Genomic DNA, 20,890 nt, shown 5'->3' with positions numbered 1-20,890 from the left:
CGCGGAAGTTTTCATGTCGTTACACTCTCACCATGACCGACGATCAGGATCGCCCACGGCAACGCGGTGCGTATGCGAAGGGCATCGCCCGTCGCCACGAGATCCTCGATCGCGCCATCGAGGTCTTCGCCGAGCGCGGGGCCGACCGCACGAGCCTGCGCTCCATCGCGAGCGCCGTCGGCGTCACCCACTCAGCCCTCACGCACTACTTCGGGTCGCTCGAAGAGCTGCTCGTCGCGGTCTACCAGGAGAGCACGGCACCAGAGCGCCAGCATCCCGACGCTTTTCAGCCGGATGCGACCCCCGTCGAGCGGATGATCGAGTCCGCGCGCACCAACCGCGAGGTCCCCGGTCTCGTGCAGCTGTATTCGATGCTGGTCGCCGCCGCTCTCGAAGAAGGGCACCCGGCCGCCCGCGAGTTCGCGACGACCCGATTCGCGCGGTTGCGAGCGGACATGGCCGCGGTCGTGCGGGAGCAGCAGAGCACCGGACGCATGCGGGAGGACGTGGATGCCGAGGCCGTCGCCGCCCTGGTGGTTGCCGCCTCCGACGGCCTGCAGACGCAGTGGCTGCTCGATGACACCGCCCCGCAGCACGAGGCGCTCGCGCTGCTCGACCGGCTGCTGCGGCCGACCGCTCGATAGGGTGAAGGCGTGACAGCACCAGGCACGGATCGACGTTCGCCCTACGAGCGCGCGCTCGGCGACCGCATCTCGGAACTCCACCCGAAGACCGCCTGGTACTTCCGCACGATCCCCGAAGGCCACGTAGGTGTCGGCACCGGGGTCTTCACGACCGCGGGATCCCGTCACCGCTGGCTCTGGCCCGTGTTCCGCATCGCGGAGTCTCTCGGAGTCGCGTTCGCCGGGTGGGAGCACGACGTGCCGTTCCGCATCGAGAACCGCACGGTCGCGGGCGAGGCCCTGGCGGTGAGGCACTTCGACCTTCCGGGGCGCACGTGGGTCATGCCCGACATCGTCTCGCTCGGCGCGAACCGCATCCTGCGCAACGAGATCGGCCCTCATCGCACGGTCGTCACGACCTTCGACATCGACGTGCGCGACGGCGCGGTCGTGCTGACCATCCGCCGCGTCGGGATGCGTTTCGGGCGGCTGCGCATCGCGGCCCCGCGTTTCCTTCGTCCGCGCATCGGCCTCGTCGAGCGCTGGGACGAGCAGCGTGAACGGCACCACGTGAACATGACCATCGATGCCCCTCTGCTCGGTCGCGTCTACGAGTACACCGGCTTCTTCGAGTACGCGATCGAGAGCGAGACTCCGTGACAGATCCGACACCCCTCGCGTCAGGCCCCGTCGTGATCGGCGGCTCGACCGGTTTCATGGGGCAGTACCTGATCCCGCACCTGCAGTCAGCCGGGCGGGAGGTCATCACGATCTCGCGCTCGGGCGCCGACATCTCCTGGGGCGACCAGGCGGCGATCGATCGAGCCGTCGACGGCGCATCGCTCGTGATCGGCCTTGCGGGCAAGAGCGTGAACTGCCGCTACACGCCCGAGAACCGCGCGGCGATCTTCCGTTCGCGTCTCGACACCACCTCGTCGCTGAGCTCCGCGATCGCAAGAGCCGCGAGTCCTCCCCCGCTGTGGATCAACTCGTCGACGGCGACGATCTACCGCCATGCGGAGGAGCGACCGATGACCGAGTCGTCGGGCGAGATCGGATCAGGGTTCTCCGTCGAGGTCGCGAAGGCATGGGAGCGCGCCCTGTTCGCCGACGATCTGCCGCACACGCGTCGGGTGGCCCTGCGCAGCGCGATCGTACTGGGCCACGGAGGCGTGCTCGGCCCGCTGAAGAACCTGGCACGACTCGGCCTCGGCGGGGCGCAGCACGACGGCCGGTGGCCGATCAGTCGCGCGCGCCGGGCCGCCGGCACCGCGCACCGCCCGGGAGCGCGCCGCGGTCGGCAGCGGTTCAGCTGGGTGCACGTCGAGGACATCGCCCGCATCATCGACTTCCTCGAGGTCACGCCGACGCTCGATGGCCCTGTGAACGCCGCCTCCCCGAATCCGACCGACAACGCCGACTTCATGGCGACCGTCCGGCGGGTGCTCGGAGTGCGCATCGGACCGCCGATGCCCCGGTGGATGCTCGAGCTCGGCGCCATCGCCATCCGCACCGAGACCGAGCTGATCCTCAAGAGCCGATGGGTGATCCCCGAGAAGCTCACGGTCGCCGGCTTCGAGTTCGCGTACCCGGACCTCGAAGACGCCCTGCGGGAGTCGTTCGATCTCGAGCGCGTCCGCTAGCGAGGCGCGTCAGTCGTCCCGCTCGACGAGTCACCGCCGCCCTCGCGCCTGCGCTTCTCGATCTCCTGACGCAGCCGCCACTCCTCGATCTCGCGATCGAGATCGGCGATCTGCTGCTCGGTGCTGCGGGCGTCGACGGGCGGTGTCGGGCGCGGTTCAGGTCGAGCAGCCGCAGGTCGAGCAGCCGGCCGCATGCGGGGGATCCGCGGGATCCGAAGACCGGCCTCGGAGTACTCCCTGCCGATCGCGAACCACAGCAGACTGCCAATGAGGGGCAGCAGGATCACGATGATGACCCACGCCATCTTCGGCAGGTACCTCACCTGCGCGTCGTCTCTCCGGATGATGTCGACCATCGCGCCGACCATCAGCGCGATGACGAGGAGCGAGAACAGGAACGGCATGCGTTCAGGGTAGACGACCGGGCCGCGTCTTGCCGCTGCTAGGGCAGCAGGTGACCGGCCGCGCGGAACAGCTCGTACCACTCGGCCCGGGTGAGCTCGATGTCGGCACCCGCTGCGGCATCCTGCACGCGCTGCGGAGTCGTGGTCCCGAGCACGACCTGCATCTTGGCGGGGTGACGCGTGATCCACGCCGTCGCGATCGCGATCGGTGCGACTCCGTACGACGCCGCCAGACGATCGATCACCCCGTTGAGCTCCGCGTACTCGGGGTTTCCGAGGAAGACGCCCGTGAAGAATCCGCCCTGGAACGGCGACCAGGCCTGGATCGTGATGCCGTTGATGCGGCAGTACTCGACGATGCCGCCACCGTCGCGGACGATGCTCTGGTCTTCGCCGGCCATGTTCGCGGCGACCGGCTGCGCGAGGATCGGCGCGTGCGTGATCGAGAGCTGCAGCTGGTTGGCGACCAGGGGCTGGGTGACGGCGGTGCGGAGCAGATCGATCTGTCGAGGGGTGTGGTTCGAGACGCCGAACGCGCGGACCTTGCCCGCGGCCTCGAGCTCGTCGAACGCCCTGGCCACCTCTTCGGGTTCGACCAGCGCATCCGGGCGATGCAGAAGCAGCACGTCGATGTGCTCGGTGCGCAGCGCCGCGAGCGACCCCTCGACCTGGCGGACGATGTGATCGTACGAGAAGTCGAACGTGCCCTCAGCGGGGTTGATGCCGCACTTGGTCTGCAGCACGATCTCGTCGCGCTCGGCGGCGCTCAGCCCCAGCGCCTCGGCGAAGCGGCCCTCACAGAAGTGCATGCTTCCGCCGTAGATGTCGGCGTGGTCGAAGAAGTCGATGCCCGCGCCGCGGGCCGTGTCGTAGAGTTCGCGGATCTGCGCGTCATCCTTGTCATCGATGCGCATCATTCCGGCGACGACGGCGGGGGCAGTGGCGGATCCGAACGGGATGGTCTTCATACCCCCACGCTAGTGCGGACGAGGGGTGAGCTGTGCGACTGCGATGCCGAGCGCCTGCGCGATCTCGGCCAGATCGGTGACGGTGAAGTCGACCTCGCCCGCGAGCTTCTGGCGCAGCTCGGTGCCGGTGATGCCCACGCGCGCCGAGAGCCACTGGCTGCTGCGCCCAGCCCGCAGCAGTTCCTCTTCGACCGCGTCAGCCACCACACGTCGCACATCTGTCGTCATTCATAGACAGTATCGCCGCAGGCGTAGCACATCAAGCATCGATGGCGCCAGTATGACGGCATCCTGGCTTCATCTCGGTGCTATCGTGACTCACGTGAAGACACCGGGTGAGCAGTTCAACGCGGCAGTCGGCCGCCAGCTCCGTGCCGAGATCGGCGCCGCAGGCAGCAGCATCGCCGCGATGGCACGCGAGATCGGCATCGCCAGGAGCGCGCTCGACAATTACGTCACGGGCAAGCGTTCCATCCCGGTCCCCATCGTGTACGCGGTCAGCGCGTCGCTCGACATCGCTCCCCACATCATGATCACCCGTGCAGAAGAGCGGCTTCGCTCCGAGGTCGAGCGCGGCGGCGCCACCATCACCCCGCTCCACCCCCGCACCGATGTCCGTGGTCGACGCGAGGATCGATCCGAAGTCGCGTTCGAGTCTCCCCTCGCCCACGCCGACGACACCGACGATCTCTACGACTGACGACCTGCGACGAGGAGGACCATGGAGGCCCTCCTCCGCCTGCTCGAACAGAACGGGCTGCACCTCGTCGAACGCCGAGGTCGGTGCCACGGCGGCTACGAACCGCAGACGGCGACCATCCGCGTCTCCCCCGGACTCAGCCGGAGAGCGACCTGCAGCGTGATCGCCCACGAGCTGGCGCACGCCGTGCTCGGCCACACTGCCACGGCAGACCCGTCGATCCGTGCGCGACAGGAGCGACGCGCCGACGAGTGGGCTGCGCGCCTGCTGGTCAGCGCCGACGCCTATGCCGAGGCCGAGAAGGCGCGAGGCACCCACCCGGCCAGCCTCGCGTTCGAGCTGGGGGTGACGATCGAGATCGTGACCGCCTACCAGCGGCTGCTCCGCCGCGTCGGCGACGCCACGTACGTCGGCGCGAAGATGGGCCGAGGCCAGTGGGAGCACCGCACCCTGATCGCGGGATCCGCCACCGGGCGCCGCGCTGATTGAATGGCTGCATGACCTTCCGCACCACTCCGGCCCCGATCACGCTCACCGGACGCCTCGTCGAGCTCCGCCCGCTGGAGACCTCGCATCACGACGGACTCCTCGACGCGCTGCGCGAGGGCGATCTGTGGAAGCAGGCCTGGTACACCTCCGTGCCCTCTCCCGACGGACTCGCCGCCGAGATCGACCGTCGCATCGGTCTGATCGAGAGCGGTGGCATGATCCCCTTCACGGCGTTCGACGCCTCGGGGCGCATCCTCGGCCTCACCTCGTACTACGACCTCGAGGGTGACGTCCCACGGCTGCACATCGGGTACACCTGGAACCGCCCGTCGGCGCACGGAACGGGCACCAACGCCGAGTCGAAGCTGCTGCTGCTCCGGCACGCATTCGAAGAGCTCGGCGTCTTCCGGGTGGGCCTGACCACTCAGTGGGTCAACTTCCAGTCGCGCGCCGCGATCGAACGCCTGGGAGCGAAGCAGGACGGCGTCATGCGCGCGATGAGCCGGTACCGCAACGGCGCACTGCGCGACAGTGTCGAGTTCTCGATCATCGAACCGGAATGGCCCGCAGTGCGGGCCAACCTCGAGGCGAGGCTGGCCAGACGACGCTGATCACTCGGTGGCGTTGCCCGACCAGTTGTCCTTGCGACGAGTGGCCGAACCACCTGCACGCATCATGAATGCGAGCGACAGGCTGGTGATGAGAAGTCCACCGACGAAGACGATCGCCTGGAAGTCCTCGAGCGACTGCGCGAGCCCCATGAGCCAGATGCCTCCGAGGAAGAGGATCATGAAGAAGATGAAGCTGAGGATCACGGGATCTCCTGTCGTAGCGGCCGTCATCCAGGATACCGTCTAGCGCACACCTGCCAGCGACGGAACCCCCTGGGCTATCGGCGTCGACGATGATTTCGTGCAGGGATGACCGCACAACTGACTGCCCTCGCCATCTCCTGCACTCTCAAGCCGTCCCCCGCGGAATCGAGCACCGACCTTCTCGGTTCGCAGATCCTCTCAGCGCTCGCCGAGCACGGAGTGACCGGCGAGCTCGTGCGCGCCGTAGACCACGTCATCAGCCCCGGCGTCGAGGCCGACATGGGCGGAGACGACCAGTGGCCCACGTTGCGCGAGAAGGTTCATGCCGCCGACATCCTGGTTCTCCTGACGCCCACCTGGATGGGACAGCAGTCGAGTGTCGCCCAGCGGGTGCTCGAACGCCTCGACGCGGAGCTGAGCGAGACGGACGACGCAGGACGACCGATCCTCTTCGACAAGGTCGCGATCGCCGGCATCGTCGGCAACGAGGACGGCGCACACCACATCGCCGCGATCCTGTTCCAGTCTCTGAACGACGTCGGATACTCCGTGCCTGCCCAGGCATCCGTCTACTGGAACGGGGAGGCGATGCAGACCGTCGACTACAAGGATCTCGACGAGACCCCCGAGAAGGTCGCGCAGGCGACGGCGACAGCCGCGCGCAACGCGGCGCGCCTGGCAGGCCTGCTCAAGGCGGACGGCTACCCGGCCGACTAGGTCAGGACTTCGCCTTGCTCCCGTCGGCGATCTTCGCCTGCACGTAGTCGTCGATCACGAGTTCCCCGGTCGCGTTGAGCGCGTGCATGATCTCCTCGACGCGGGGCTTCTGGATGGCCTGGGGTTCCGCTGACGTGAAGAGGAACTGCAGGGGGATCGCCGGGTGGATCCATACCGTGACGCGCCCAGGATCGCCGCCCTCGGAAGGAAGCCAGGTCATCATGAAGCTCTCCTGGCGGCGGAGTTTCGTGCCGACGACGACCTTCAGATGAGCCAGTGTCTCGTCGTCGATGAGGATCGGCTCCGATGTGCCGTCATATCGCAGTCTTCCCATGAAGGAAACCGTACCCCGGGGTACGCGTCATCGTGTACACGCAGGCGTGATCAGACGCGACGGAACGTCACGACCTCATCACGGCGAGACCGTTCGACGCGCATTCCCGCGAGTTCGAGCCGGCGGAAGACCCGGCGCGGCAGCGCGGGCAGCTCGCCGGTGCGGCCCGGCGACGGTGCGGCGAGCCCGGCGATCAGCGAGAGGTCGACGCCCGCACCCCGCACCTCGATGCGGGCGTAGTCCGAGCGGGTTCGCCAGACGAGGTGCTGCAGGTGACGGAACGGGATGCGGTGCGTCGCTGTCCCCGCACGGATGCGCAGCTCGTCAGTGCCGAATGCGACGCCGCACGAGAGCGTACGACGGCGCAGCACTCCTCTGAGCAGCAGATAGATCGGCAGGCCGACGACGACGCCCATCAGGATGATCGCGAGACGGGCCCCGACCCGCATCACCGCGTCGTCGAAGGCGATGAGCAGAGCCGTTCCCGCGAGGCCGACGGCCAGGACCACGCCCACGATGGCGAGCGTCAGCGTCCGCATCCGCAGGTCGAGGGCCGTGAACTCGACGCCGGAGCCGTCGCGGCCCTCCTCCCGCTCCCACTCGGGTGCGGCGGGAGGCGGTCGTCGCTTCGCATCGCGTCGCCTGATGAGATCGGTGAGGCGCGAGAGGAGCCCGAGCCAGATCCACCCGGCTGCGGGGCCGGCGGCGATCTGCAGCACGACGACGACCGCGCGCACCGGGTCGGGCAGCCCTACCAGCAGCGCGTCGTCGGACTCGATCACGAGGATCATCGCGGCAGTCAGGCCGACCGCGACACCGAGATGCACCGCGACGCCGGTGCGCACCGGGCGCATCTCCATCGTCGCGTTGACGAACGAGAACGCGACGCTCCAGCCACCGAGCAGCATGAGCAGGAACGGGAAGAAGCTCAGGTCGTCGCCCGCGATGGTCCAGACCATCGCGGCGATCAGGAACAGCAGTCCCCATGCCAACGGAGCACGCACGAACCGGCGACCGATCTCGCGCCTCAGCCGCCTCTCCGAGGTCGTCTCGGGCGCGGTGTCGGTCATCGCAGCAATCCTAGGACGAGACCCGACGTCATCGCGGGCGCATCGGGTCGCGTGCGGCAGTACCGTGGATCCATGACCGCTCCTGTTGATCCGACACACACTCCCGCCTGGTCCGAGCTCGCCGCACTGCGCGAGTCGATCACCGCCGATCTGCGGGGCTGGTTCGCCGCCGATCCGGACCGCGCTGAACGTCTCTCGTTCCCGCTCGCGGACCTCCATGTCGATCTGTCGAAGAACCTCGTCACCGATGAGGTTCTGGCCGCGCTGCTGCGCCTCGCCGAGCAGACGGGTGTCGCCGAGCGCTACGCCGCGATGCTCGAGGGGAGCCATCTCAACACGTCCGAAGACCGGGCTGTGCTGCACACCGCACTGCGCCGACCGGCCGGGGCCTCCCCCGCGYTCGTCGTCGACGGACAGGACGTGGATGCCGATGTGCATGCCGTGCTCGACTCGCTCAGCGCGTTCGCCGCCCGGGTTCGCGCCGGCGAGTGGCTCGGCATCACCGGCAAGCGCGTCACCCACGTCGTCAACATCGGYATCGGCGGCTCCGACCTCGGGCCGGTCATGGTGTACGAGGCTTTGAAGCCCTACGCGGATGCCGGCATCGAGGCCCGGTTCGTGTCGAACATCGATCCGACAGACCTCGCGCAGAAGACCTCGGACCTCGACCCCGAGACGACGCTCTTCATCGTCGCGTCGAAGACCTTCACCACGCTCGAGACGCTCACCAACGCCCGTCTGGCGCGCGATTGGCTGTGGGCCGGGCTCCAGGCCTCCGGCGCCATCTCCGACGACGACGACGACGCCCGCACCGACGCCGTCGCACACCACTTCGTGGCGGTGTCCACCGCGCTCGACAAGGTCGCCGCGTTCGGCATCGATCCGACGAACGCGTTCGGGTTCTGGGACTGGGTGGGCGGTCGCTACTCGGTCGACTCCGCGATCGGGCTGTCGCTCGCCATCGCGCTCGGTCCTGATGCGTTCCGTGAGCTGCTGGCCGGTTTCCACGCCGTCGACGAGCATGTGCGCACGACCCCGCTCGAGCGCAACGTCCCCGTGCTGATGGGCCTGCTCAACGTCTGGTACGTCAACTTCCACGGTGCTCAGTCGCACGCAGTGCTGCCCTACGCGCAGCAGCTGAGTCGGTTCCCGGCCTACCTGCAGCAGTTGACGATGGAGTCCAACGGCAAGTCCGTCCGGTGGGACGGCACCCCCGTCACCACCGACACCGGCGAGGTGTTCTGGGGAGAACCGGGCACCAACGGCCAGCACGCGTTCTATCAGCTCATCCATCAGGGCACGCGGCTGATCCCGGCGGATTTCATCGCCTTCGTCAACCCGGCGTACCCGCTGACCGACGACGGTCAGGACGTGCACGAGCTGTTCCTGGCCAACTTCCTCGCACAGACCAAGGCCCTGGCCTTCGGCAAGACCGCCGAAGAAGTCGAGGCCGAGGGAACCACGGGAGCACTCGTGGCCGCGCGCACCTTCCCCGGCAACCGCCCGACCACCTCGATCTTCGCGCCCGCTCTCACGCCGCGGGTCCTCGGCCAGCTCATCGCCCTCTACGAGCACATCACGTTCACCCAGGGCACGATCTGGGGCATCAACTCGTTCGACCAGTGGGGCGTCGAGCTCGGCAAGCAGCTCGCCATGCAGATCGCACCGGCGATCGGCGGCGACGAGTCGGCGATCGAGGCGCAGGATGCGTCCACGAAGGCGCTGCTCGCGTACTACCGCGCGAATCGGAAGTAGGTGGAGGCGGACGAGACGCGGATGCCGTCGCCCGCGGGTCGCGATTCGCCCGTGCGTGCACGTCGACGAGGTCTGCTCGTCGGCGCCGCACTCGTGGTCGCGGCGGGACTCGTCACGCACTTCGTCGGCAGCGGCCCGATAGCGGASCTGGCCGGCGATGCGCTCTATGCGGTGATGATCTACCTGTTCATCGCCATCGTGTTCCCTCGCGCCGCCTGCTGGGTCGTCGGCGTGACCGCGCTGACCCTGTGCACGCTCGTCGAGTGCTTCCAGCTCACCGGCCTGCCGGGGCTGTGGGCGGAGAGCTTCTGGCCGGTGCGGCTGGTCCTGGGCATCGGCTTCGACGCGCGCGACCTCGCCGCATACGCGGTGGGCGCCGGCGTCGCGACCCTCGTAGACGTCGCGGTCAGCCGTCGTCGCAGGGCACGCACCTGACGGACAGCGAAAGACCCCCCGGGCGGTGCTCGGGGGGTCTTGCTGTCTGTGGACCTAAGGGGACTCCGCCATCCTCGCTGCGCTGCGGTGGCTCCCCGAATCACTCAGCCGTATAGACAGACGAGAGCCCCCCGTGCTTCGCTCGGGGGGCTCTCGTCTGTCTGTGGACCTAAGGGGATTCGAACCCCTGACCTCCTCGATGCGAACGAGGCGCGCTACCAACTGCGCCATAGGCCCTGACGTCTTCTACGCTATCACGCTCGAAGACCCGCTCGCGCCGCGAAGATCAGCCGGCTGCGCGCTTCGCAAGGAGGTCGCGGACGTGCGCCTCGATCTCGGCATCGTCGACATATCCCATCTTCGCGAAGGGAGAAGATGCCGCCGTCGCGGCGGCGGGGATCTGCACCGGCGTCGCGGGCGCCAGACGCTCGGCGCGCTCGCGCAGCTCGGCGAGGCGAGCCGCGGTCCGGCGCTCCTCCTGCGCATCGAGCTCTGCTCGCGCGACCTGCGCACGAGAGCCTGCGACGGTCACCAGCGGCTCGGGCAGTGGACGCGGAGTCCATGTCGCTCGACCCTGGTCGTGCAGTTCGGGCGCCACTCTCTGCACGGGCTGCTCGGCCTCCCGAACGGAGCGTCGGGCTGCACGAGCGGCGACCGACGACATGCGCTGCAGGGCGTAGCCGGCCACGACGATCATCGCTCCGCCGATCCACAGCAGCAGCTGGGCCTGACCGGCGATCAGCTGCCACACGCCCAGCCCGGCGATGACGAGACCGAGAAGCAGAGTCGAGGTGGCGACGATGCGCACGCGGCGACGAGCGCGTGCCTGGCGCATGACAGGATCAGCCCTCGTGGCCGCGAGCTCTTCACGGAGGAGCATGAGCTCGGCGGCCTCCTTCTCGGACTGCAGGCGCTTCGCGAGCTTCTGCTGCGCGAGGGCCGTCCGCGCATTGAGCTCGAGGCGCACCTCGCCGGGAGTCTCGCTGGTCTCGGCGAGCACCCGCAGGGCCTGGTTCAGCCTGACGGCGTTGCGCTCGGCGGCGTCGTACTGGAAGCGTCCGCGCCATGACGGCAGCAGATAGAGCATCCACAGGAGCACAGCGACGAGGACTATCACTCCCCCGCTCAGCACTGGCCCGTCCATGTCGACAACGGTACGGGAACATCGATGGTCACGACGCTCAGTGGCAGCGTGTGTCGCGACGAGTTCTGAACTCAGCGGCGTGTCAGAGCGCGAAACGGTCGGAAGGAGGGATCGTCGCGGCGTCCGGGGGCACTTCGCCGTTCAACCAGCGGGCCAGCACGCCCTGCGGCACATCCTCACGTGTCAGGGCGAATGCGTAGTGATCGCGCCAGTCCCCATCGATGTGGATGTACCGGCGACGCAGCCCCTCATAGCGGAAACCGAGCTTCTGCACGACCCTCAGGCTCGCGACGTTCTCGGGGCGGATGCAGATCTCCATGCGATGCAGTGCGTACTCGGTGAAGCACGCGTCGGTCGCGAGCGCGACGGCCGTCGGCGTGATGCCCTTGCCGGCGAACCGCTCGCTCACCCAGTAGCCGATGGTCGCCGAGCACAGCGACCCCCTGGCGACTCCCCAGACGTTGAGCTGCCCGGCAATCTCGCCGTCGTACTCCATGACGAACGGGTAGCCAGCGCCGTCTCGGTACTGCTGAAGCAATCGACGGATGCTGAGCCGCATGTCGAACGAGACCGAGCCGTAGGGGACGGTGGCCTCCCACGGCTGCAGCCACGAGCGGTTGCTCAACAGCTCATGCTGCAGAGCCCTCGCGTCGCGTGAGCGCACGAGGCGCAGCTCGATGAGACCGTGCCGCATCCCCGTCGCCTGATCCATCCGTGCGCCCCGCGATGACGCCTAGAGGCGTTCCGCGAACTCCTTCAGCCACGGGCGCAGCTCGGGGCCGAGGTCGTCGCGATCTGAGGCCAGCTGCACGATCGCCTTGATGTAGTCGACGCGGTCACCGGTGTCATAGCGGCGGCCGCGGAAGATCACGCCGACCACGCCGGGGCCCTCGGGCCTGGTCGCCAGCACCTGCAGCGCGTCGGTCAGCTGGATCTCTCCGCCCTTGCCGGGTTCGGTGTGCTCGAGCACCTCGAAGATCGACGCGGGAAGAACGTAGCGACCGATGATCGCGAGGTTCGACGGAGCGTCTTCGGCGGCCGGCTTCTCGACGAGGTCGGTCACGCGCACGGCATCCGATCCTTCGATGTCCTCCACGGCTGCGGCGCCGTACATGTGGATGTTCGCGGGGTCGACCTCCATGAGGGCGATCACGGCGGCGCCGGAGCGCTCGTGCTCGGCGATCATCTCGGTCAGCAGCTGGTCGCGCTCGTCGATGAGGTCGTCGCCCAGGAGCACGGCGAAAGAGCTGTCGCCGACGTGCGTGCGGGCACGCAGCACCGCGTGACCGAGGCCCTTCGGCTCGCCCTGACGGACGAAGTGGATGTCAGCGAGATCACTCGAGTGGATGACCCGAGCCAGACGACCCGTGTCGCCCTTCTCCATCAGCTTCACCTCGAGCTCGGGAACCGAGTCGAAGTGGTTGGAGATCGCGTTCTTGTTGCGGCCGATGATGACGAGGATGTCGTCGATCCCGGCTGAGGCGGCCTCTTCGACGACGTACTGGATGGCCGGCTTGTCGACGACCGGCAGCATCTCCTTCGGCATCGCCTTCGTCGCAGGCAGGAACCGTGTTCCCAGTCCTGCGGCGGGAATGACAGCCTTCATCTTCCTAATACCCATCCACACAGCCTAGTGGGGATGCCGCCGTAGACTCGGAGGCATGCCTCACGACGTCGAGCACGAGAAGCGCGCGCTTCGCGCCGAGCTCCGCGAACGCCGCCAGCTGCTGAGCGACGCGCAGCGGGAGATCGCGGCATCCGCCATCACGCAGCGACTCGACGAGCTCGTCGCATCGCTCGGCGCCCGGTCGATCTCGTGCTTCCTCTCGACCACGACCGAGCCGGGCACGAGGGAGTTCGTCACCGGGGCTGTGCGCCGCGGCATCCGGGTCCTGCTTCCGGTGACCCGCGCAGACGGTCTGCTCGACTGGGCGGTGGCGACCGATGACGACGACGTCGCCGAGGGGCTGTTCGGACTGCCCGAGCCGACAGGCGAGGTCCTCGGGCCGATCGCCGTGAACGACGTCGACCTGATGATCATCCCTGCCGCCGCGGTCGACCGCACCGGGATGCGCATGGGCTGGGGGCGCGGATACTTCGACAAGACCATCGGATCGATGGAGAAGTGCCCGCCTGTCTACGCAGTCATCTATGATTCCGAGGTACTCGACTTCCTGCCGAGGGAGGTGCACGATCAGCCGGTGTCCGGCGTCGTCACTCCCACGCAGACCCTCCACCTGTCGCCGACGCGACGCTGACCCGCGAGGATCGCCATGCCCACCTATGCCTACGCCTGCCGTTCGTGCGGCCACGCCTTCGACGCCGTGCAGAGCTTCTCGGACGACGCTCTCACCGTCTGCCCCGAGTGCGGCGGCGAGCTGCGCAAGCAGTACGGATCGATCGGCGTGACGTTCAACGGATCGGGCTTCTACCGCAACGACTCGCGCGCGGGTTCTGGCGCATCGACGTCCGCACCGGCATCATCGAAGTTGGAGCCGGCGAAGAGCACCACTCCGGCGCCCGCGTCGACCAGCACCTCATCCTGACCACATCGACTCTTCGGAGGCACTCACCATGCTCAAAGGCTTCAAGGACTTCATCCTCCGCGGCAACGTGATCGACCTGGCCGTCGCCGTGGTCATCGGCACCGCGTTCACGGCGATCGTCACCGCCGTGGTCAACAGCATCATCACCCCGCTCGTCTCCCTGTTTTTCAAGGCAGACGCGACCGGAAACTTCGGGCCGCAGCTGCAGAGCATCTACGGCGACACGGTCACGTTCCCCATCGGCGACCTGATCTCGGCGGTCATCAGCTTCCTGTCGGTCGCCCTGGTGGTCTACTTCGTCTTCGTCCTGCCGATGAACACGTTCAAGGCGCACGTCGAGGCTCGCAAGGGCACGCCCGCCGAGCAGCCGGAGGAGGAGCCGGCCGCCGCGACCGAAGCCGAGCTGCTCGTCGAGATCCGCGACCTGCTCGCCAGGAACAGCTCGCGCAGCTGACGCGGCATCGTCCTACGACGAAGCGCACGGCCCTGATCGGACCGTGCGCTTCGTCGTATCCCCTGCAGAAGGCGCAGGGGCAGGTGTTCAGTAGTGCGGCGGCACGTCCTGCATCAGCTGATCGTCGTTCGGACCCTTCGGGCCCTTCGGCCGCTGGGGGTCCTTCACGACCCGTTCCGGGTCGGTGTCGGTTCCCGGCACGGGTGTCAGCCGGGCACGTCTCGACCCGGCGATGCGCACGACCTTCTGCCGGGGTGCGTCAGGGTCGCGCTGGTCAGTCATTCTGCGGATCGGTGAGATCGATCGGCTGCGTGTCGTTGTCGGCGCGAGCCGCGGATGCCGAGATGCCCAGGACACCGGCGATGCGCGAGGCCGCGGTGACCGGGTCGCTGTAGAGATCGAACGCATGCACGCGCACGTAGTGCCAACCGAGGCGACGCAGCACATGCGGGCGCAGTCGGAGCGTCTCGCGCAGCGACTCGCCACGAGACTCCGGGTCGGACTCGATCACGACCGCCTTGCCGTTGTGCTGGGCGACGAGCGGCAGCAGGCCGCGATAGTCCACGTCGACGGAGGCGCCGAGGCGGCGCAGCTCGCGTGCGAGTGCGAGCGTCAGCGGATCGGCGAGGTCTTCGAGGCGCGCATCGCGTGCGCGGGTGGCGAGGCCGCCCAGGATCGACATCAGCGTGGCCGCGCCGAACTCGAGTCGACCGTCGTCGAACGAGGAGGGGCGGATCGACGAGACGATGACCATGGACCGCCGGGCGCGGGTCATTCCCACGGTGAGCAGCCGCTCGCCGTCCGGCGTCGAGAGGTCACCGAAGTCGCTGAGCACCCGGCCGTGCTTGGTGAGGCCGTAGCCGAGCGAGAAGATCACGCGGTCGCGACTCTCGGCGACGGACTCCTCGAGCGTGAGCACCGCGAAGGGCTCGGCGGTGTCGCGACCGACGAAGTCGGCGACATCCGATCGTCCGGCGAAGGCGGAGGTGACCGCCGCGCGCACGCGCTCGGCGTGACGCCTGCTCGCCGTGACGACCATCAACGACTCGTCCGGGCGATGCACGGCGTGCTCGACGACCAGAGTGACGACGCGGGCGACCTCGGCCTCGGGGCTCTCCACCGCACCCGATACGGGGTCGGGCGCTCCCGTGCCGCCTTCGACGTAGTCGACGGTGAGGCTGCCGCGTCCCAGATACGACCCCGCCCAGGGCAGGGAGACGATCTCGCCGCCGTAGAACGCGTCGTTGATGAGTTCGGCGAGGTCTTCGCCGCCGGCGCGGTAGCTGCGCGTGAGGGTCATCACCGGCAGCAGCTCGGACAGCCGCTCGAACACCGACACGGAGTCGAAGGGAACCTCGTGCTCCCACTCGGAACCCGGGTCGACCGCGACGTGGAACGCGGTCGGCAGCTGCGTGACCGGGTCTCCGAACGCCACGACCTGGCGCGCACGGCGGATCGCCGGGGCGGCTTCCGCCAGGTTGATGGCGGCCGCGTCGACGAGGAGAACCGTGTCGAACTCGACCGAGTCGGGTATCTGCGGCACGAGGTAGGGCGACGAGATCCAGACCGGCGCGAGCACGTCGACGAGCGTCGGCGCGGAGCTCACGATCTCGGCCGTCGTCGTCGCGGGCTGCTTCAGTGCGCGCCTCAGATTCTGGGATTCCTGCGGCTCGTCGACGATCGCGATCTTCCACTGGTTCGCGAGCTGCCATGCGAGAAGCGGACCTGCCATCGCGGCATGCGCCTCGTCGACGAGACGGAAGTCCCGCTCGAGCCGATCGACCACCGCCGTGTTCGCGCCGAGCAGCGCCCGGTCCTCCTGCAGAGCGCGCTCGAGCAGCGTCTGCCACCAGGCGAACTCCAGCTCGTCCCCCACGCGCGACTCGGCCACGTGCCGAACGGACAACTCCGCCAGCAGCGGCTCGAGACCGAGTTCGGCCAGTCGATCGCGCAGCTGCGCGCGCTCGACGAGGTTGTCGAAGACATCGGACTTGGCCGCGAGGCCCGCGAGAGTGCGCACGAGACGCGCCACGGGAAGCGTCGAGAGCGGCTCCCTGCGTCCGAGCGCGACGTCCAGCTCTGCGAGCTCGGCCGTGACGCGCTGCCAGGAGGCGTAGACGTCGGCGAGGCCGAGCGGCACCTCGGGTGCGACACCGGCTTCCACGAATCGCTGCCACTGGGTGCGCTGCGCCTGGATGCGGAGCAGCGACTCATGCATCTCGGTGACGTGCACTCCGGGGCGGACGTATTCCTTCGCGAGTCGACGCAGACGGCGCCGGTTGGCTCCGGACATGGCCGGCGCATCGCGGCGTGAACCGTGGGCCTGGATGAGCTCCCCCAGCGGGCGCTCGAACACGGTGGGGCTGAACCGGTCGAGGGAATCACGGATGCCCTGCAGGAGCCGCAGGTACTCGCCGAGCTCGTCGATGGTCGAGAACGGACGCATGTGCGTCTGGGCGATCAGCGCATAACCCCGCTCGAGCAGGGCAGGCACGCTCTCGGAGTGCAGGCGCGCCGCCAGCTGATGCGCGGACTTCGCAGCCTCGGTGCTCGAGAAGGTCACGCCGTACCAGGGTGAGTCGTTCGGGCCGAAGCGGAACTCGCCCAAGCGCGCCGCGTGCGCGAGCGCTGCGGCAGCCGATGAGCGATCGTCGGCGAGACGGCGGAGGGTCTCGGCGCTGAGCCGCGCGGTGGTCGACGGCGGAGTGGGCAGGGAGGCGAGCCTCGTGAGGTGACGCGTGGCGTCGAGCACCGACGAGTTCGTTCCCGCGACCGGAGCGGTGAGCGCGTGCCGGTAGTCCCGCAGCACGGCGCGCAGACGGACCAGCGCGTCATCGACGTCGCTGACCTTCGGAGCGGTCGCCTTCTCGTTCCGGCCGATCGCGCGCACGAGGTCGCGGCGCACGCTGGCGGGTGAGACCGCCAGGCTGTCGAGACCGATGCCCGCGAGGCGGTGCCTCACCCCGTCGAGGGTCGAGCGCCGAGCCGAGACGACGAGCACGCGCTTGCCGGCGCGCACGAGCTCGCCGAGCGCATTGATCACGGTCTGCGTGCCGCCGGTGCCGGGGAGAGTCGCGACGGTCAGCGAATGGCCGGCCGCGATCTTCGCGAGAAGGGCCTCCTGCTCGGCATCCGCGTCGAGCAGCAGGTTGTCGGATGCCGGTGCGCGGTCATCCGGTCCGGTGTGGTGCGGGTCGGGTCTGCGGGCGGAGACCTGTTCGCGGTCGCCGACGTGTCCGGCGAGAGCGTTGAGCACGACGTGGTCGAGGCTGCCCCCGTCGCGGGACATCGCGCCGCCGACGTCGGCGAAGGTCGAGACCACGAGCCTCGGCAGCACGGTGAAGGTGTCGATCGATCGCGTCGTGGCACGCAGGCTGTCGATCACGGGTTGGGGCTTGAAGATCCCGCCGTCGTAGGCGAGGGCGGCGAGCGCTGCGGCGTCGATCGTGATGCCGAAGTGCTCGCGCGCGATCCGCACGAGCTCCGGGTTCACCTCGAAGGCACCCTGCAGCTTGAGCTCGAAATCGGAATGGTGCCGTCGGATCGCCAGCGGGCGAAGGAGCACGGGTGCCGAGAACTCAGCCCCGCCGATGCGCCATCCGGCGACCCCGACCGCGAGGTGCACGGCTTCGATGCCGCGGACGGTGCGCAGCTCGGTGTTCTTCGCGGTGATCCGCTCGGCGGCGAGCCTCGCGGTCCGCAGACCGACCTCGTCGCGGTAGAGGTTCGACAGCAGGGTGGACTTGCCGGTGATGAACTGGGGAAGGCTGCCGGGGTGGGCCTTCGAGATGTCGATGCCGGACTCGACCGTGTCGCGGAAGTTGACGAGCGGCGATGAGCCGCCGAGGTCCGCGGCTTCCGCACGCAGCCGGGTGCGCTCCGCTTCGGCGGCATGCGCGATGCCGATACCGGAGACCGGCTCGTGCAATTCGCCGAGGGTCACTGCGGCATCGGTCGCCGCGTCATCCGCAGCCTTGCCTTCACGTCGCCACACACCTCACACACTAAGCGCGCCTCGCCCCGCAGCCGGTATCCCTGGCGGGTTTCACCGGATTTCCGCCCATCAGGGGGCTGGATCAGGTGCATGCGGACTGCTTCTGCACGCCAGCCGTGAATCAGCGGCGTCTCCCCCGGTCGCGCCCGTGATGATGCCCGCGCTCGATCGCTGCGGTCAGTATGGAGGCATGACCTTCCGCTACGACTTCGCACCGACCCCCTTCGGAGACGCACTCGCCGTGTTCTCCGACGAGGGGCTCGTCCGATTCGACCTCTCGGAATCGGACGATCCCTCGGTCCCCTGGGTTCTCGAGAACGTCTCGGGCCAGCTCGGCGCCGTCCCCGATCCCGACCCCGGAGCAGCCGACGACGTGACCGAGCTCCTCGACGCCTACTTCGACGGCGCGCCGGTGCGATTCGAGGATCATCTGGAGTTCGATTGGCGCCTCGTCAACGGGTTCGCTCGCACCGCTCTGCAGACGATCAGCACGATCGAGTGGGGAGAGACGATGAGTTACGGCGAGATCGCGGTGCTGGCCGGTCGTCCCGGCGCCGCGCGCGCCGTCGGCACCGCGTGCCGCCTCTCCCCCTTCTCGATCGTCGTCCCGGTTCACCGCGTGGTGCGGTCCGACGGARCGGCGGGGCAGTACGGCGCGCATCCGGAGCGCAAGAGGTTCCTTCTGGATCTCGAGTCGCACAGCTGACCGCACACGACGTGGACCCCGACGAGTAGGCCGTCGGGGTCCACGATCGCTTCATCGCCGGATCAGTGATCCACGGCTTTCTCTGCTCCGAACCCGGTGAGCGACCGCACCTCCATCTCGGCGGCCAGGAGCGGCGACTCCTTGGTGCGGCTCGTGACGGTTCCGAGCCAGCCGAGGAAGAAGCCGAGCGGGATCGATACGATGCCCGGATTGTTCATCGGCCAGAGGACGATGTCGATTCCGGGGATCATCGACGTCGGCGAACCGGAGAACACCGGCGACAGGACGATGAGGATGATCGCCGCCGCAAGACCGCCGTACATGCTCCAGACCGCGCCACGGGTGTTGAATCGCTTCCAGAACAGCGAATACAGGATCGTCGGCAGATTCGCCGAGGCGGCGACCGCGAAGGCGAGCGCCACGAGGAAGGCGATGTTCTGCCCCTGCGCGCCGATGCCGCCGATGATGGCGAGGATGCCGATCACGACCACCGTTCGTCGCGCGACGCGCACCTCGCCGTCGGGGTCGGGCTCGACCGGGTTGCCCGCGGAGTCCTTCTTGCCCTTCTGGATCACGTTCGCATAGATGTCATGCGCGAACGAGGCGGCTGCCGTGATCGTGAGTCCGGCCACCACGGCGAGGATGGTCGCGAAGGCGACCGCCGAGATGAAGCCGAGCAGCACCGGTCCGCCCAGATAGAGCGCGAGCAGCGGGGCGGCCGAGTTCGGTCCGCCGGGTGCTGCCGCGATCACATCCGCGCCGACGAGCGCGCCCGCTCCATATCCGAGCACCAGCGTGAGCAGATAGAAGCCGCCGATGAGCCAGATGGCCCACACCACTGAACGACGAGCCTCCTTGGCGGTGGGCACCGTGTAGAAGCGCATCAGCACATGCGGGAGCCCGGCGGTTCCGAGCACGAGGGCCATGCCGAGAGACACGAAGTCCCAGGGGTTAGCCCCGTACTGCAGCCCCGGTCCGAGGATGGCATCGCCCTTGTCGGAATTCGCCACCGCTCCCTCGAGCAGCGTGTTGAGACTGAACCCGTTGATCGCCAGCACCCAGATCGTCATCGCGATGGCACCGCCGATGAGCAGGAACGCCTTGACGATCTGCACCCAGGTCGTGCCCTTCATGCCGCCGATGAGGACGTAGACGATCATCAGCAGACCGACCACGGCGATCACGATCGACTGCCCGATCCGGCCGTCGATTCCGAGCAGCAGCGAGACCAGGCCGCCGGCACCCGCCATCTGCGCCAACAGGTAGAAGAAGCACACGGCGAGCGTCGTGATCGCGGCCGCCATGCGCACCGGGCGCTGCTTCAGACGGAAGGACAGCACGTCGGCCATCGTGAACTTGCCGGTGTTGCGCATGAGCTCCGCGACGAGAAGCAGTGCGACGAGCCAGGCGACCAGGAATCCGATCGAATACAGGAATCCGTCATAACCGTTGATCGCGATCGCTCCGCAGATTCCGAGGAACGACGCCGCCGACAGATAATCGCCGGCGATCGCGAAACCGTTCTGCGGCCCCGTGAACGAGCGGCCGGCGGCATAGTAGTCAGCCGCCGTCTTGTTGTTCTTGCTCGCCCGAATCACGATGAAAAGCGTCACCGCGACGAAAGCCAGGAAGATCGAGATGTTGAGGACGTGATTGCTCTCGGCCGTGACCGGCTGGGTGGCTGCGTGAATGATGTTCATGCTTCTCCCTGCGCCTTCTCGAGCTCTTCACGGATCTCCGTGGCGATCGGATCGAGCCGCCGGTTGGCGAACGCGACGTAGCCCATCGTGATCGCGAAAGTGGTGACGAATTGCCCGAGCCCCATGAGCAGTCCGACGGTGATATCGCCCCACACCCTCTGCGACATGAAGTCGATCGCGAATGCGGCGAGCAGGACGTAGACGAAATACCAGATGAGGAAGAACGCCGCGAGCGGGAAGATGAACGATCGCTGCGTCTTCTTCAACTCGCGGAATCGTGGTGATTGCTCGACAGCGATGTAGTCGATCGCTCCCGGCGAATCAGCCGTCTGATGGTCGGTCATGGGGCCTCCTTGCCTCATGTGCTGCGGCTCGCCCCGGTTTCCCAGGCGA

The 20,890-nt window shown here is 68.1% G+C and carries 26 protein-coding genes and 1 tRNA gene; 13 read left to right on the top strand and 14 right to left on the bottom strand.

Going from position 1 to position 20,890, the window contains the following annotated elements:
* Positions 1-32: 32 nt before the first annotated feature.
* The 3 genes from AC04ME_RS09695 to AC04ME_RS09685 are packed head-to-tail and all read left to right on the top strand — an operon-like array spanning position 33 to position 2,266.
* Positions 33-644, top strand: coding sequence for a TetR/AcrR family transcriptional regulator (locus AC04ME_RS09695; RefSeq protein WP_475434729.1), 612 nt, complete (start codon positions 33-35; stop codon positions 642-644).
* 9 nt (positions 645-653) lie between these two features.
* The gene (locus AC04ME_RS09690) at positions 654-1,283 is read left to right on the top strand and encodes a DUF4166 domain-containing protein (RefSeq protein WP_367823432.1); all 630 of its coding nucleotides are present in this window, start codon (positions 654-656) and stop codon (positions 1,281-1,283) included.
* Complete coding sequence (locus tag AC04ME_RS09685) at positions 1,280-2,266, top strand: epimerase (RefSeq protein WP_475434727.1); 987 nt, start codon at positions 1,280-1,282, stop codon at positions 2,264-2,266. Before AC04ME_RS09690 ends, AC04ME_RS09685 begins: the two co-directional genes overlap by 4 nt.
* Here AC04ME_RS09685 and AC04ME_RS09680 read toward each other — a convergent pair.
* Genes AC04ME_RS09680 through AC04ME_RS09670 form a run of 3 tightly spaced genes read right to left on the bottom strand, consistent with a single transcriptional unit; the run spans position 2,263 to position 3,866 of the window.
* Positions 2,263-2,670, bottom strand: a complete 408-nt coding sequence (locus AC04ME_RS09680; RefSeq protein ID WP_042537307.1) for a PLD nuclease N-terminal domain-containing protein — start codon at positions 2,668-2,670, stop codon at positions 2,263-2,265. The genes AC04ME_RS09685 and AC04ME_RS09680 overlap by 4 nt on opposite strands.
* A 38-nt stretch (positions 2,671-2,708) precedes the next feature.
* Positions 2,709-3,638, bottom strand: coding sequence for an aldo/keto reductase (locus tag AC04ME_RS09675; protein ID WP_042537306.1), 930 nt, complete (start codon positions 3,636-3,638; stop codon positions 2,709-2,711).
* 9 nt (positions 3,639-3,647) lie between these two features.
* A complete protein-coding gene (locus tag AC04ME_RS09670) occupies positions 3,648-3,866 on the bottom strand; it encodes a helix-turn-helix domain-containing protein (RefSeq protein ID WP_309690185.1) in 219 nt (72 codons plus the stop codon).
* 94 nt (positions 3,867-3,960) lie between these two features.
* Here AC04ME_RS09670 and AC04ME_RS09665 point away from each other — a divergent pair, with 94 nt between their 5' ends.
* From AC04ME_RS09665 to AC04ME_RS09655, 3 genes are read left to right on the top strand one after another with little or no spacing between them, the layout of a single operon-like run.
* Positions 3,961-4,338, top strand: a complete 378-nt coding sequence (locus AC04ME_RS09665) for a helix-turn-helix domain-containing protein (RefSeq protein ID WP_228385547.1) — start codon at positions 3,961-3,963, stop codon at positions 4,336-4,338.
* Positions 4,339-4,359: 21 nt separating this feature from the next.
* Positions 4,360-4,827: an ImmA/IrrE family metallo-endopeptidase gene (locus AC04ME_RS09660; RefSeq protein WP_475434726.1), complete on the top strand. Its 468-nt coding sequence runs from the start codon at positions 4,360-4,362 to the stop codon at positions 4,825-4,827.
* Positions 4,828-4,835: 8 nt separating this feature from the next.
* The gene (locus AC04ME_RS09655; protein ID WP_042537304.1) at positions 4,836-5,438 is read left to right on the top strand and encodes a GNAT family N-acetyltransferase; all 603 of its coding nucleotides are present in this window, start codon (positions 4,836-4,838) and stop codon (positions 5,436-5,438) included.
* On the opposite strand, the gene AC04ME_RS09650 is transcribed toward AC04ME_RS09655, so the two are convergent.
* Positions 5,439-5,642 carry a hypothetical protein gene (locus AC04ME_RS09650; protein ID WP_042537303.1) on the bottom strand — a complete coding sequence of 68 codons (204 nt, stop codon included), beginning with the start codon at positions 5,640-5,642 and terminating at the stop codon, positions 5,439-5,441. It lies immediately after the preceding gene.
* Between the two features lie 105 nt (positions 5,643-5,747).
* Here AC04ME_RS09650 and AC04ME_RS09645 point away from each other — a divergent pair, with 105 nt between their 5' ends.
* Positions 5,748-6,359 (top strand): flavodoxin family protein, encoded by a 612-nt coding sequence (locus AC04ME_RS09645; protein ID WP_475434725.1) that lies wholly within the window; start codon positions 5,748-5,750, stop codon positions 6,357-6,359.
* A 1-nt stretch (position 6,360) separates the two neighbouring features.
* Here AC04ME_RS09645 and AC04ME_RS09640 read toward each other — a convergent pair whose 3' ends face one another.
* Entirely contained in the window at positions 6,361-6,693 is a 333-nt protein-coding gene (locus tag AC04ME_RS09640) for a DUF7882 family protein (protein ID WP_042537301.1), read from the bottom strand.
* Between the two features lie 50 nt (positions 6,694-6,743).
* Positions 6,744-7,763 (bottom strand): hypothetical protein, encoded by a 1,020-nt coding sequence (locus tag AC04ME_RS09635; protein WP_475434724.1) that lies wholly within the window; start codon positions 7,761-7,763, stop codon positions 6,744-6,746.
* Positions 7,764-7,835: 72 nt separating this feature from the next.
* On the opposite strand from AC04ME_RS09635, the gene pgi reads away from it, so the two are divergent.
* Positions 7,836-9,518 carry a glucose-6-phosphate isomerase gene (gene pgi, locus AC04ME_RS09630; protein ID WP_475434723.1) on the top strand — a complete coding sequence of 561 codons (1,683 nt, stop codon included), beginning with the start codon at positions 7,836-7,838 and terminating at the stop codon, positions 9,516-9,518.
* A gap of 21 nt (positions 9,519-9,539) precedes the next feature.
* Positions 9,540-9,953 carry a ribosomal maturation YjgA family protein gene (locus AC04ME_RS09625; RefSeq protein WP_475434722.1) on the top strand — a complete coding sequence of 138 codons (414 nt, stop codon included), beginning with the start codon at positions 9,540-9,542 and terminating at the stop codon, positions 9,951-9,953.
* A 164-nt stretch (positions 9,954-10,117) separates the two neighbouring features.
* On the opposite strand, the gene AC04ME_RS09620 is transcribed toward AC04ME_RS09625, so the two are convergent.
* The 4 genes from AC04ME_RS09620 to galU form a co-directional block, all read right to left on the bottom strand.
* Positions 10,118-10,190 (bottom strand) — tRNA-Ala (locus AC04ME_RS09620).
* 49 nt (positions 10,191-10,239) lie between these two features.
* A complete protein-coding gene (locus tag AC04ME_RS09615; RefSeq protein WP_475434721.1) occupies positions 10,240-11,097 on the bottom strand; it encodes a hypothetical protein in 858 nt (285 codons plus the stop codon).
* Positions 11,098-11,179: 82 nt separating this feature from the next.
* The gene (locus AC04ME_RS09610; RefSeq protein WP_042539893.1) at positions 11,180-11,791 is read right to left on the bottom strand and encodes a GNAT family N-acetyltransferase; all 612 of its coding nucleotides are present in this window, start codon (positions 11,789-11,791) and stop codon (positions 11,180-11,182) included.
* A 39-nt stretch (positions 11,792-11,830) separates the two neighbouring features.
* A complete protein-coding gene (galU, locus tag AC04ME_RS09605; RefSeq protein ID WP_042539866.1) occupies positions 11,831-12,718 on the bottom strand; it encodes a UTP--glucose-1-phosphate uridylyltransferase GalU in 888 nt (295 codons plus the stop codon).
* A gap of 40 nt (positions 12,719-12,758) precedes the next feature.
* On the opposite strand from galU, the gene AC04ME_RS09600 reads away from it, so the two are divergent.
* The 3 genes from AC04ME_RS09600 to mscL are packed head-to-tail and all read left to right on the top strand — an operon-like array spanning position 12,759 to position 14,097.
* The gene (locus tag AC04ME_RS09600; RefSeq protein WP_042539864.1) at positions 12,759-13,355 is read left to right on the top strand and encodes a 5-formyltetrahydrofolate cyclo-ligase; all 597 of its coding nucleotides are present in this window, start codon (positions 12,759-12,761) and stop codon (positions 13,353-13,355) included.
* Between the two features lie 15 nt (positions 13,356-13,370).
* Complete coding sequence (locus AC04ME_RS09595) at positions 13,371-13,643, top strand: FmdB family zinc ribbon protein (RefSeq protein WP_475434720.1); 273 nt, start codon at positions 13,371-13,373, stop codon at positions 13,641-13,643.
* Between the two features lie 28 nt (positions 13,644-13,671).
* The gene (mscL, locus tag AC04ME_RS09590) at positions 13,672-14,097 is read left to right on the top strand and encodes a large conductance mechanosensitive channel protein MscL (protein ID WP_475434719.1); all 426 of its coding nucleotides are present in this window, start codon (positions 13,672-13,674) and stop codon (positions 14,095-14,097) included.
* An 87-nt stretch (positions 14,098-14,184) separates the two neighbouring features.
* Here the strand turns inward: mscL and AC04ME_RS09585 are convergent, their stop codons facing one another.
* Together AC04ME_RS09585 and AC04ME_RS09580 are read right to left on the bottom strand one after the other, a co-directional pair.
* A complete protein-coding gene (locus AC04ME_RS09585; protein ID WP_475434718.1) occupies positions 14,185-14,379 on the bottom strand; it encodes a hypothetical protein in 195 nt (64 codons plus the stop codon).
* Complete coding sequence (locus AC04ME_RS09580) at positions 14,372-18,091, bottom strand: AAA family ATPase (protein WP_396654523.1); 3,720 nt, start codon at positions 18,089-18,091, stop codon at positions 14,372-14,374. Before AC04ME_RS09580 ends, AC04ME_RS09585 begins: the two co-directional genes overlap by 8 nt.
* Positions 18,092-18,281: 190 nt before the next feature.
* Here AC04ME_RS09580 and AC04ME_RS09575 point away from each other — a divergent pair, with 190 nt between their 5' ends.
* Positions 18,282-18,797, top strand: a complete 516-nt coding sequence (locus tag AC04ME_RS09575) for a methylated-DNA--[protein]-cysteine S-methyltransferase (RefSeq protein ID WP_475434717.1) — start codon at positions 18,282-18,284, stop codon at positions 18,795-18,797.
* A gap of 62 nt (positions 18,798-18,859) precedes the next feature.
* On the opposite strand, the gene AC04ME_RS09570 is transcribed toward AC04ME_RS09575, so the two are convergent.
* Together AC04ME_RS09570 and AC04ME_RS09565 are read right to left on the bottom strand one after the other, a co-directional pair.
* Positions 18,860-20,497: a solute symporter family protein gene (locus AC04ME_RS09570; RefSeq protein WP_475434716.1), complete on the bottom strand. Its 1,638-nt coding sequence runs from the start codon at positions 20,495-20,497 to the stop codon at positions 18,860-18,862.
* A complete protein-coding gene (locus AC04ME_RS09565) occupies positions 20,494-20,841 on the bottom strand; it encodes a DUF485 domain-containing protein (RefSeq protein ID WP_042539853.1) in 348 nt (115 codons plus the stop codon). The genes AC04ME_RS09570 and AC04ME_RS09565 overlap by 4 nt, the downstream gene beginning before the upstream one ends.
* Between the last annotated feature and the right edge of the window lie 49 nt (positions 20,842-20,890).

Source organism: Microbacterium sp. LjRoot205 (assembly GCF_056175745.1).
The sequence above is the reverse complement of the archived record's forward strand: the minus strand, read 5'-3'. Positions and strand labels throughout refer to the sequence as shown.

What these genes read in the sequence shown, in the direction of transcription:
- AC04ME_RS09695 (WP_475434729.1), top strand. Translation starts at nt 33, where the DNA reads ATGACCGACGATCAGGATCGCCCACGGCAACGCGGTGCGTATGCGAAG.
- AC04ME_RS09680 (WP_042537307.1), bottom strand. Translation starts at nt 2,670, where the DNA reads ATGCCGTTCCTGTTCTCGCTCCTCGTCATCGCGCTGATGGTCGGCGCG.
- AC04ME_RS09675 (WP_042537306.1), bottom strand. Translation starts at nt 3,638, where the DNA reads ATGAAGACCATCCCGTTCGGATCCGCCACTGCCCCCGCCGTCGTCGCC.
- AC04ME_RS09670 (WP_309690185.1), bottom strand. Translation starts at nt 3,866, where the DNA reads ATGACGACAGATGTGCGACGTGTGGTGGCTGACGCGGTCGAAGAGGAA.
- AC04ME_RS09660 (WP_475434726.1), top strand. Translation starts at nt 4,360, where the DNA reads ATGGAGGCCCTCCTCCGCCTGCTCGAACAGAACGGGCTGCACCTCGTC.
- AC04ME_RS09655 (WP_042537304.1), top strand. Translation starts at nt 4,836, where the DNA reads ATGACCTTCCGCACCACTCCGGCCCCGATCACGCTCACCGGACGCCTC.
- AC04ME_RS09645 (WP_475434725.1), top strand. Translation starts at nt 5,748, where the DNA reads ATGACCGCACAACTGACTGCCCTCGCCATCTCCTGCACTCTCAAGCCG.
- AC04ME_RS09640 (WP_042537301.1), bottom strand. Translation starts at nt 6,693, where the DNA reads ATGGGAAGACTGCGATATGACGGCACATCGGAGCCGATCCTCATCGAC.
- AC04ME_RS09635 (WP_475434724.1), bottom strand. Translation starts at nt 7,763, where the DNA reads ATGACCGACACCGCGCCCGAGACGACCTCGGAGAGGCGGCTGAGGCGC.
- AC04ME_RS09615 (WP_475434721.1), bottom strand. Translation starts at nt 11,097, where the DNA reads ATGGACGGGCCAGTGCTGAGCGGGGGAGTGATAGTCCTCGTCGCTGTG.
- AC04ME_RS09610 (WP_042539893.1), bottom strand. Translation starts at nt 11,791, where the DNA reads ATGCGGCACGGTCTCATCGAGCTGCGCCTCGTGCGCTCACGCGACGCG.
- galU (WP_042539866.1), bottom strand. Translation starts at nt 12,718, where the DNA reads ATGGGTATTAGGAAGATGAAGGCTGTCATTCCCGCCGCAGGACTGGGA.
- AC04ME_RS09600 (WP_042539864.1), top strand. Translation starts at nt 12,759, where the DNA reads ATGCCTCACGACGTCGAGCACGAGAAGCGCGCGCTTCGCGCCGAGCTC.
- AC04ME_RS09595 (WP_475434720.1), top strand. Translation starts at nt 13,371, where the DNA reads ATGCCCACCTATGCCTACGCCTGCCGTTCGTGCGGCCACGCCTTCGAC.
- mscL (WP_475434719.1), top strand. Translation starts at nt 13,672, where the DNA reads ATGCTCAAAGGCTTCAAGGACTTCATCCTCCGCGGCAACGTGATCGAC.
- AC04ME_RS09585 (WP_475434718.1), bottom strand. Translation starts at nt 14,379, where the DNA reads ATGACTGACCAGCGCGACCCTGACGCACCCCGGCAGAAGGTCGTGCGC.
- AC04ME_RS09570 (WP_475434716.1), bottom strand. Translation starts at nt 20,497, where the DNA reads ATGAACATCATTCACGCAGCCACCCAGCCGGTCACGGCCGAGAGCAAT.
- AC04ME_RS09565 (WP_042539853.1), bottom strand. Translation starts at nt 20,841, where the DNA reads ATGACCGACCATCAGACGGCTGATTCGCCGGGAGCGATCGACTACATC.